The sequence below is a fragment of the Bacillus sp. ISL-75 genome, assembly GCF_018613095.1.
On sequence record NZ_JAGGQX010000030.1, the window covers coordinates 205,826 to 214,761 of the forward strand.

At 36.6% G+C, this 8,936-nt stretch carries 9 protein-coding genes; 2 read left to right on the forward strand and 7 right to left on the reverse strand.

The window, feature by feature from the left end; genetic code table 11:
• Positions 1-7 precede the first annotated feature (7 nt).
• The 5 genes from J7E63_RS14725 to J7E63_RS14745 all read right to left on the reverse strand — a co-directional run bounded on the left by J7E63_RS14725 (position 8) and on the right by J7E63_RS14745 (position 4,512).
• Entirely contained in the window at positions 8-667 is a 660-nt protein-coding gene (locus J7E63_RS14725; RefSeq protein ID WP_215013503.1) for a sugar transferase, read from the reverse strand.
• Positions 668-964: 297 nt separating this feature from the next.
• Positions 965-2,275: a hemolysin family protein gene (locus tag J7E63_RS14730; RefSeq protein WP_215013505.1), complete on the reverse strand. Its 1,311-nt coding sequence runs from the start codon at positions 2,273-2,275 to the stop codon at positions 965-967.
• 89 nt (positions 2,276-2,364) lie between these two features.
• Positions 2,365-2,778: a MerR family transcriptional regulator gene (locus tag J7E63_RS14735; protein ID WP_215013507.1), complete on the reverse strand. Its 414-nt coding sequence runs from the start codon at positions 2,776-2,778 to the stop codon at positions 2,365-2,367.
• Between the two features lie 94 nt (positions 2,779-2,872).
• Positions 2,873-3,613: a type I methionyl aminopeptidase gene (gene map, locus J7E63_RS14740; protein WP_215013509.1), complete on the reverse strand. Its 741-nt coding sequence runs from the start codon at positions 3,611-3,613 to the stop codon at positions 2,873-2,875.
• A 149-nt stretch (positions 3,614-3,762) separates the two neighbouring features.
• Positions 3,763-4,512 carry a hypothetical protein gene (locus J7E63_RS14745; RefSeq protein ID WP_215013511.1) on the reverse strand — a complete coding sequence of 250 codons (750 nt, stop codon included), beginning with the start codon at positions 4,510-4,512 and terminating at the stop codon, positions 3,763-3,765.
• 223 nt (positions 4,513-4,735) lie between these two features.
• Between J7E63_RS14745 and J7E63_RS14750 the strand changes: the two genes are divergently transcribed.
• Positions 4,736-6,070: a D-serine ammonia-lyase gene (locus J7E63_RS14750; RefSeq protein ID WP_374193736.1), complete on the forward strand. Its 1,335-nt coding sequence runs from the start codon at positions 4,736-4,738 to the stop codon at positions 6,068-6,070.
• Positions 6,071-6,676, forward strand: coding sequence for a VanZ family protein (locus J7E63_RS14755; protein WP_215013515.1), 606 nt, complete (start codon positions 6,071-6,073; stop codon positions 6,674-6,676).
• Between the two features lie 21 nt (positions 6,677-6,697).
• Here J7E63_RS14755 and J7E63_RS14760 read toward each other — a convergent pair whose 3' ends face one another.
• Positions 6,698-8,056, reverse strand: coding sequence for an arsenic transporter (locus J7E63_RS14760; RefSeq protein ID WP_215013517.1), 1,359 nt, complete (start codon positions 8,054-8,056; stop codon positions 6,698-6,700).
• A 223-nt stretch (positions 8,057-8,279) separates the two neighbouring features.
• A partial coding sequence (locus J7E63_RS14765; protein WP_215013519.1) for a hypothetical protein occupies positions 8,280-8,936 on the reverse strand: 657 nt, incomplete at its 5' end.

The window sequence follows — 8,936 nt, forward strand, 5'->3', positions numbered from 1 at the left end:
GCCTTTTTTATCGTGCTCCATCTCCTGTGATAATGACTTTAAATGTCTTTAAAATAATCTTTAGTTCAAGTGAGAATGTTAGATTTTGTATGTACACCAAGTCATATTGAAGTTTTTCTCTTGGAGAAATATCATAACCCCCACTAACCTGGGCAAGTCCTGTTAGGCCTGGTTTAACAAGCAAACGATTTTCAAAACCTTTTATCTCTTTATTAAATTGTGCTGTAAAAACAGGTCTTTCGGGCCTTGGACCAACTATTGACATATCTCCTTTTAAAACCGATATCAATTGAGGAAGCTCATCAATGCGTGTTTTTCGTATAAAAGCCCCAACTTTTGTTATACGAGGATCATTTACCACTGCCCACTTGGCCCCCTCTTTTTCAGCATCAATCCTCATGGATCGTAACTTTACCATCTTGAAACGTTTTCCATTCTTCCCAAGCCTCTCCTGAACATAAAATGGTGAACCTGGTGTTTCAAGGACGATGAGGGCAGCAAATATAACAACGATTGGCAGTGCGATAAGAAACCCAGTGGCTGCAAGAAAAATATCATACCCTCTTTTTAAATAGAGGTAATGTTCCACATTCTTTGATAATGTGAGTTTAGAGGCTGGGACCGTCAAATAATCTTGGTAGATATTGTAGCTTTTTTCAGTACTCACAAATGTACCACCCCATAAGATTTATTAATAAAGTGTTTTGCTAATCCATACGTAAAGTATAGGTACAAAACTTGAAGTTGCTGTTGAGTACTGGTGAAGAGTTTGTAAAAAATTTAGAATATTTATTAAGTTTCTAAATACTTTGTAAAGATTTTTACAAAGTTTAGGCAGATATAACGATATAATGAAAAAAACTGACACAATAAGGATTTGAACTTTTCCTTTTTGTGTCAGTTTCTTAGATTCTTATAGGGTTACAAAAAAAACTCCCTCATATCTAGACAAGAGGGAGTTAGTTTAAGCAATCGATTCTTGCTTGGCAATTTTTAAAATTTCTAATGATTTAATATGGTAACCATCGATTTCCAGCACTTTAAATTCATAATCATCATATCTAACTTTATCGCCTTCGACGACATCCATTTTTTCTGATAAGATCCATCCACCGATGGTATCCATATCTGAATCGTCAAGGTCTAAACCGAATAAATCATTAATTTCATCAATTAGGACTTTACCCTCAACGATGGTTTTATTTTCACTAATTTTATTAATTTCAGGTACTTCATCCGCATCAAACTCATCACGGATTTCACCAACAATTTCTTCTAAAATATCTTCGACGGTGACTAATCCTGCTGTACCGCCATATTCATCCATTAAGATCGCCATATGAACACGGTCTTTTTGCATTTTCAGGAGCAAATCATGGATTGGGATCGATTCAATAACCTGGATAACTGGGCGAACATACTCTTGAATCGATGTTTCAACATTCTTGCCTCTAATATATTCGGTAAAAACCTCTTTCATATTTACCATACCAACGATGTTATCCTTCTCACCATCGATGACGGGATACCTTGTATAATTTTCTTCCGTTACGATTTGAAGACATTCATTTAAAGATTGTGAGATATCAAAAGCAATAATTTCAGTGCGCGGTACCATAATTTCATTGGCGTTTCGATCATCAAATTCGAAAATATTGTTCACATATTTATATTCAGATTGATTAATCTCCCCGCTCTTATAGCTTTCGGAAATGATTAATTGAAGTTCTTCCTCTGAGTGTGCTACTTCATGTTCTGATGCAGGTTTCAGTCCAAAAATTCCGACGATGAAACGAGCAGAACCATTTAGTGCTTTAATAAATGGATACATTATTTTATAAAAGAGAATCATTGGTCTTGCAAAAATCAAAGTGACCTCTTCCGCTTTTTGTATGGCAAAAGTCTTTGGTGCAAGCTCCCCAACTACTACGTGAATAAAAGTTACTGATGCAAACGCTAGTATAAATGAAGTAATACCTGATATAGATTCTGGTATGTTAAAGTAACTTAACAGCGGATGAAGGATAAGTTCCACCGTTGGTTCTCCTAACCACCCAAGTCCTAAAGCTGTAACGGTAATTCCTAATTGACATGCAGATAAATATTCATCAAGATTAGTAACAATCGTTTTTGCCGCGATCGCGTTCTTGTTCCCTTCGCTAACGAGCTGATCAATACGTGTACCGCGGATTTTAACAATAGCAAATTCATAAGCTACAAAAAATGCTGTAAAAGCAATTAAAATTGCTATTATTAGTAGATTACTAATTATCAATGGTCTCCTTACTTAAAAGATAAGTAAGGAATACACCTCCTGTTTATTTACGAGTTTATTTATTTTCTATCAAAATAATAAATTAATACTTAGCTAAACAATAATAATAATGTTTGAGCCAAGGTAACGCCTTCTGATGATAATTTATTAACAAGTGATTCTTTTTGCTGGTTGTTTAATTTTTGAAGAATAGGTTCCATAACATTTATTTCTTCTTTTAGATGCTGCATAATACTAGCAATCTGCTCCACATGTTTTTCTACTTTTTGTTTATCAATTGTATTGTCTGACTTAATCAATTCAATGGAAGACTTTATTTCCTCAAGGGGCATATTCAAATTTTTATAATGTTCAACCATATTTAAAATTTGAAGACACTCCTCACTGTACAATCGATAATTAGAATCCGTCCGAATAGGGTTAAGTAAGCCTATTTGGGTGTAATAATCAATTGTCCGTTTGGAAATATTCTTTAATTTTGCTATTTCACCAATTCGATACAACTCCCCAAAATACTCACCCCTTCCAGTTAAATGTTAAATTAAATATACCATAGATCAAACCGTACAGTCAACGTTCCGGTTTGATCTATGGTTATCAGCGTGTTAATATGACTGGTCCGTTTTTAGTTACGATAAGTGTATGTTCGTACTGAGCGACAAAGCTTTTTTCTGTAACAAAGGTCCAGCCGTCTTCTAGTTGAAACACTTCTTCATCATGGGTTGAAATAAATGGTTCAAATGCAATAACCATTCCTTCTCTAAGCAATCCATTATCAGAGGTTTCATTATAATTATAAATATATTCAGGTTTTTCATGGATTGTTCGTCCAATACCGTGTCCTGTAAGATTTTTAATCACGGTTAATCCATGATTTCTAGCCGTTTGGAAAACGACTTTACCCATCCCGTTTATTTTGGAACCTGGTTTTGCTTTTTTAAGACCAGCTTCAAATGCCTCTTTTGCAACGGCGCAAATTTTCGATAAGATTTCCTCACCTTTTCCGACGACAATCGAGACGCCTGTGTCTGCAAAATAACCGTTCTTGGAACCAGAAACATCTATATTAACAAGATCTCCTTCTTGAATCACTCGATCACTCGGAATTCCATGAGCCACTTCTTCATTGACACTAATACACGTAAACCCGGGAAAATCGTACTCCCCCTTTGGAGCAGAAATGGCGCCCTCTTTCTCAAATAACTGACCAGCTATATCGTCGAGCTCTTTAGTAGTAACTCCAGGTACCGCTCGTTGCACTAATTCATCACGAATCCCGGCAACGATTCTGCCAATTTCTTTCAATCCATTAAAATCCTCTTCCGTCTTTGCAATCATGCTTTTTCCCACCTATTTTATTTTATCTTAATAAACGTTCACCTATTTGATTGTACATTTATCCTCAGATAAAATCCAAGCATAATAATTTCATGAAGATTAAAACAACAAAAAACAGAGTTACCCAATGTAACACTGTTTTTTATCCATCATAATAATTTTACTTTTTTGATAAAATTTATTTCATTTTGAAATTTTTCAAAAATTTCTTTGTAGGTGGAATTAATTAAAAGTGGAAAGAGAGTTTCTAGTGCTTCTTGGTAATCTTGACCTAACGCTTCCCGGAGAAAAACATATTCATGAAAGAGCAGTGCTTTTTCAAAATCAATACCTAATTCATGTAAGCCTTTATACAAGTCCTTCTTAGGTATACCTAAGATCTTCTTAAATATTTTAATATTTTTTTCAATGAATTTCTCTTCTATATACCGTGTTACATAGTCTGTATACACCATCTGACCAATAGTATTTGTTTCATTTTTTGAGAAGTTGAATCCAATCACACGATCTTCCTTATTTTCACGAATTATAAACGTTTTACTGCCTCGTAAATGTGTAATAAAATTTTTGACGCTTTTATCAAAAATTTTATCAAATTGAATAATTTTTTGCAGTTTAACGGCAAAATCAGTATGTTCTTCACCCACAACAAATAACCGGTCAACAATCGGTAAAAGCTTTAAGACACCCTCGGAAAGTTGACTTGATGCATCATAAATAATGATATCGTACTTTTTTTTCATTAACTTCACTTTTCGTTTTTGTTCGATTAAAGTTAATTTCGAAAATTCGTGGATGAGCTCATTTGAAGTCTCTTCTTTTTCTAAAGTCCCGTAAGAAATGAATGCTGCAGCTAAATTTGTATTTAATTTAAGCCAATTATAAATGGATAAAGACAATTCAGTTACACCTGATTTTGCTTTTGGAGAGTAAAAGCCAACTAAATACATGTCCCTCACATGCCTTTTATTTAAATCATATGCAAGAAGAAAACAAGTGTTAAAGACAAGCGACTACTTTACAATTAATAACGTTGCAAAAATATTCTTGTGATAAAATATATATATTCTAAAAAAACGCTTGATTATATTCCCAAAAGACAGAGGTATCCCAATGAAGAACATGAATAACAAAGAAATACAAACATGGCTCGATAGCAAAAAACTCCCATTATTAGAAAAACTCAAATCATTAGAGGAAGTATTTTGGGTGAATCCTAACCTTGAAAATTCTCAGCAAGGGATCGATTCTCCGCTGACTGTAGTGGAGATTAAAGATGCTGAAGAAAGATTGAATCGTTTTGCTCCCTATCTCTCTAAGGTTTTCCCGGAAACAAAAGCAGCCAATGGGATCATTGAATCTCCATTAGTGGGCATACCATCTATGCAGCAAAAATTAGCCCAGGATTACGGACGGCCTATCTTAGGTGATTTATTACTAAAGTGTGATAGTCACCTGCCAATCTCAGGGTCAATTAAAGCGCGAGGCGGTATTTATGAAATACTTAAACATGCAGAAGAATTGGCTCTTACACATCAATTGCTTACCATCCAAGATGATTATTCGATTCTAGCAAGTGAAAAATTTCGATCCTTCTTTTCCCTTTATTCTATTGCCGTCGGTTCTACTGGAAATTTAGGGCTAAGTATTGGTATCATAAGTGCTAAATTAGGGTTTAAGGTAACAGTTCATATGTCCGCGGACGCAAAACAATGGAAAAAGGACTTGCTTCGCAGCAAAAATGTGCAGGTAATTGAATATGAAGCCGATTACAGCAAAGCTGTGGAGCAAGGACGAATCCAAGCAAAAGCAGATCCTAGTTGTTATTTCGTGGATGATGAAAATTCAAGTGATTTATTTTTAGGATACGCCGTGGCCGCCTCCCGGTTGAAAAAGCAGTTGGAACAGTTAGAAATCACAGTTGATGAAAACCACCCTTTATTCGTTTACCTGCCATGTGGGGTTGGCGGTGGTCCAGGAGGCGTAGCATTTGGATTGAAGCAATTGTTTAAAGATAACGTCCACTGTTTCTTTGCTGAACCCACCCATTCTCCTTGTATGTTACTCGGATTAATGACGGGATTACATGATCAAATTTCTGTTCAGGATATCGGAATTGACAATGTCACCGATGCAGATGGACTTGCTGTCGGTAGACCCTCGGGATTTGTCGGCAAAATTATTGACCCTTTCTTAAGTGGAAGTTATACAATAAGCGACGAACAATTATACAAATTGCTCAAGGATCTTGTAGATACTGAAGAAATTCATTTAGAGCCTTCAGCACTCGCAGGGATGATTGGACCGGTTTTCTTATGTAGAGAGGGAAATGATTACTTACGGAACCATAATTTATTGGATAAAATGAGCAATGCTGCACATATCGTTTGGGCAACTGGCGGAAGCATGGTTCCTGCAGAAATGATGGCAGAATATTATCAAAAAGGATCAAAATAATTGAGAAAAACATTATTTATTTCAATGATGATTTCTTTTGTTATATTTATTCTTTTTTCACCTGTTTTTATTCGACTAGTTTCATATTTACACCCAATCGTTTTAATAGTGGTCCTGTTCTGTATTGTTTGGTTGGTCTTATGGTTGGTTTTAATTATCCGGAAAGAAACGATCAATCTTCCCTACCCACTCTTTTTGGGAGGGTTAACTCTCTACACGGTTGCACTTGTGATTTTGTTATTTTTCCGCCCAAACGAGCAAAGCTATCACTCAATGAATCTTGTTCCCTTTTCCACCGTTGCATTTTATTTGTCAGGAAAAGTGAACTGGTTAATTTCCTTTTATAATCTGGCTGCTAATATTGGTTTGTTCCTTCCCTACGGCCTATTCCTTAGGTTTAAACAGTTTTCTCAATGGAAGGCATTATTTATTGCTTCATTGATGATTGCATGCATTGAGGTTTTGCAATTTGTTTCCCATCGTGGGAGCTTGGACATAGACGATTTGATTTTAAATTTACTTGGAATTTATCTAGGCTGCGTTCTTTTTCCTTTGGTTAAACAAGTGGTGAATATCCCGAACACTAAAGGACCCATCGATAGATGAGTCCTTTTTTATCATTTATTATCAAGCGGCAAATACGAGTAATAGCCATAAATACAAGCTAATTAGCGTGAAAATTAGGGTTAGAGGTATGACAACAATGGTCACTTTTATATATTCCATCCAAGTTATTTTAATCTTATTAGTCTTTAAAATATGCATCCAAAGCAGTGTTGCAAGAGTTCCAATTGGGAGAATCAGCGACCCAATATCACTGCCAATGATGTTTGATAAGTAAACGGTTTTCGTAAATAAGGGTTCTAGTCCCATTTCCGTCAAGGCTAAGGTTGAAATCATTAAGGCTGGATGGTTGTTAAAGATATTTGAAAGAAATGCTGTTATGACACCCATGGTTAAACTAGCATGAATCAGACTATCATTAACGATAGGTTTTAGATAGCTTATAAGAAGATTCGATAATCCAATATTGTGTAAACCATAGATGATGACATACATACTAAAGGCGAATATTAAAATATGCCACGGAATTTTACCGACCACATCTTTTGGATTTACCTTTAAGTGAATCCATCTCCATATGAGTAAGATAACCGAACCGCACACAGCTACCAACGAGACTGAGATGCCAATAAAGGATGCGACGAAAAGACTAATCCGTACAAGGAATACAAAGATGAGCATATTGATCATGAGTTTCTTTTGTTGATTGAATAAAGTTTCCGAGCCTTGTTGTAATGGATGATATGGACGGTTTTTATGCAGTGGAATGGAGTAGGAATGGAAGCGGATTTCTTTCGGAATATCTTTCTTAAAAACTAGGAATAATAGATAGGATAAAAATAGTAATCCCAGAACCCCAGGAACAAACATCATTTCCGTTTGGAGATACAAATCCATCCCTATTATTTTCAAGGCTATTAGATTAACGATGTTACTAACACCTATTGGAGCACTAGAAGCAGTCGCAATTAACGCACCACTTAAGAGAAACGGTATCTTTTGCCTGTTTTTTAACTTTAGATTATTTAAAATTAAGATCAGGATTGGTGTAGTAATTAAGATACTTCCATCGTTATTAAAAAATAGTGTCATTAAAAAGCAGAGTATTAAGGTATTCCAATATAATCGAATACCCGAACCCTTCGATATTTTCAACATTAAAGCAGCTGTCCAGCTAAAAAAACCGAAACTTTCAAGTACGATGGCCATAACAATTGTGGCGATGATGGTAATTGCAGCCCCCGTAACTTTTGAACTTATATCTAATAAATCCCCAGTCGAAACGCTTCCACTTACAAAAACAATAATGGCCCCTATTGTCGCTGGGATTGCTTCATTCATATTTTTTGGACGGATAAAGATCAGGACCATTGTTAGAATAAAAGCAAAGATGGTAATGATTACCGTCGATTGATGATACATATAAATTAATTTACTCCCTTCACAAAAAATTTGTTCATTATTTTCCGTTTATTTCCTTCTTGTCCCTTGCTTTATAGTACGTCCCAATGGGAAGGCTTGTTCTAAACGAATGTCTCGTCTTTTCATAAATCAGCATGTAACTAGAAGTATTTTCAATAATTCTACTAGATTTTTACCTATATTTTTATATATAGACGAATGACACACATGCATTTTAATAGGTTTATGTAACAAGGAATGAACAAAAAAACCGATACTTTTGAAAGTATCGGTTGCTACTGTTAGTGTTTTTTACCTTTTGGACCTTTTTTACCTTTTGGTCCCTTTTTACCATGGCTGCCACTACTACCGCTGCTTCCCTTGCTGCCATTGCTGCCGCTACTACCGCTGCTTCCCTTGCTGCCACTGCTTCCGCTACCTGAGCTACCTGAGCTGCCTGAGCTGCCTGAGCTGCCTGAGCTGCCTGAGCTGCCTGAGCTGCCTGAGCTGCCTGAGCTGCCTGAGCTGCCTGAGCTGCCTGAGCTGCCTGAGCTTCCACTGCCTTTGCTGCCACTGCTACCGTGACTGCCACTGCTACCGCTACCTGAGCTACCGTGACTTCCTGAGCTACCCGAGCTGCCTGAGCTACCTGAGCTGCCACTACCGCTGCTTCCCTTGCTACCTTTCTTACCTTTTGGACCTTTTTTACCTTTAGGACCTTTTGGTTTTTTGCCGCTTCCGTGACTGCCGCTGCCTGAGCTGCCTGAGCTGCCTGAGCTACCGCTGCCTTTGCTACCTGAGCTACCGCTGCCTTTGCTGCCTGAGCTACCGCTGCCTTTGCTGCCTTTGCTACCTGAGCTACCTGAGCTACCTGAGCTACCTGAGCTACCTGAGCTGCCTG

Bases quoted from the DNA above. Each gene is read 5' to 3' on its own strand.
- map (WP_215013509.1), bottom strand. From the start codon at position 3,613: ATGATTGCAAAGACGGAAGAGGATTTTAATGGATTGAAAGAAATTGGC.
- J7E63_RS14750 (WP_374193736.1), top strand. From the start codon at position 4,736: ATGAATAACAAAGAAATACAAACATGGCTCGATAGCAAAAAACTCCCA.
- J7E63_RS14760 (WP_215013517.1), bottom strand. From the start codon at position 8,056: ATGTATCATCAATCGACGGTAATCATTACCATCTTTGCTTTTATTCTA.